The organism is Mesorhizobium sp. M2A.F.Ca.ET.039.01.1.1, from assembly GCF_003998035.1.
Lineage (GTDB): Bacteria > Pseudomonadota > Alphaproteobacteria > Rhizobiales > Rhizobiaceae > Mesorhizobium.
In genome coordinates this window covers 1-1,338 of record NZ_RZRY01001152.1, presented here as the reverse complement: position 1 = coordinate 1,338, position 1,338 = coordinate 1, and the positions used below count along the sequence as shown (strand labels likewise).

Genomic DNA, 1,338 nt, shown 5'->3' with positions numbered 1-1,338 from the left:
GGTCATTGCCAGCCTTCCGCCGAATGCTCATCCTGCCATGATCGCAGGTTGCCACCTTGCCGGGGCAGATCGCATTTTCCGCGTTGGCGGAGCCCAGGCGATCGCCGCCATGGCCTACGGCACTGAGACGATTCCGGCAGTCGATAAGATCGTCGGCCCGGGCAACGCATTTGTGAATGAAGCAAAGCGGCAGGTGTTCGGTCAGGTCGGTATCGACCAACTCGCTGGCCCGAGCGAAATCTTCATCGTGGCCGACGAAACCGGCAATGCAGCAATCATCGCGACCGATCTTCTGGCGCAGGCCGAGCACGACGTCCGCACCCGTGTTGGGCTCGTGACGACTGACCGCAAGCTTGCTGAGGACGTTCTCAAGGAAGTCGAAAGGCAGTTGGAAGACCTGCCCACGGCCCCGGTAGCGGGCGTTGCATGGAAGGACTATGGAGAGATCACTGTCGTGGAAGACGAAGGCACGATGGTTTCCTACTCGGACTACATCGCTACTGAGCATCTTCAGGTCCACACCCGCGATCCGCAGGCAACCGCTAAAAAGCTTCGAAACTATGGTTCGCTCTTCATTGGAGAACTTGCTAGCGTCGTCTATTCGGACAAGTGCTGCGGAACGAACCACACCCTGCCGACCATGGCGGCAGGTCGCTACACTGGCGGTCTTTGGGTTGGCTCCTACGTTAAGATCGCCACGCACCAGTGGTTGGACAAGCGTGGTGTTGCCGCCGTTGCTCCGGCAGCTGTGCGCCAAAGTGCAACTGAAAAGCTGGAAGGCCATCGTCGCGCCGCGGCATTGCGTCTTACCCCCAAACAACTGGCCTCGGTTGGTTGAGTCATGACAGCGTCGGTTTGGCACATCGAGGCCTAACATAACCCACAGAGGCAGTAATCATTCCTGCCTCGTCACAAGAGGAGGCATGCTGTGAATAGCGCGCTCGACTTTTCAAAACAACCATACCAGATGCCCCAACCGCCGGGCATGCGTCCCGACCTGTTCTTGTCCGGAGCCCTTGATCTGGATGCGGACCAAGATGCGTGGGTTCCCCAGGCTGACGGCGTCTGGTTCAAACCGCTTCTGCTTTCCGTTAGCGAGGGATACTACGTTAATCTCCTCCGAGTCACCAAATCCGGAGTCCTTTCTCGGCATCGCCACAGTGGTCCGGTCCATGCGATGGTACTTCGTGGGACGTGGCATTATCTGGAACACGATTGGATCGCCAAGGCAGGCGACTATGCTTTCGAGCCGCCGGGCGAGACACATACACTCGTCGTACCTGACGATTGCTGCGAGATGATTACGCTATTCCATGTAAGTGGCGGCTACGTCTACGT

At 58.1% G+C, this 1,338-nt stretch carries 2 protein-coding genes; both read left to right on the top strand.

All coding sequences use genetic code 11. The features are described from left to right. Positions 1–838, top strand: an 838-nt coding sequence (gene hisD, locus EOA24_RS38105) for a histidinol dehydrogenase (protein WP_127410834.1), incomplete at its 5' end; no start/stop codon positions are given. Positions 839–985: 147 nt separating this feature from the next. After that, positions 986–1,338, top strand: a 353-nt coding sequence (locus EOA24_RS38100) for a 2,4'-dihydroxyacetophenone dioxygenase family protein (RefSeq protein ID WP_127410835.1), incomplete at its 3' end; no start/stop codon positions are given.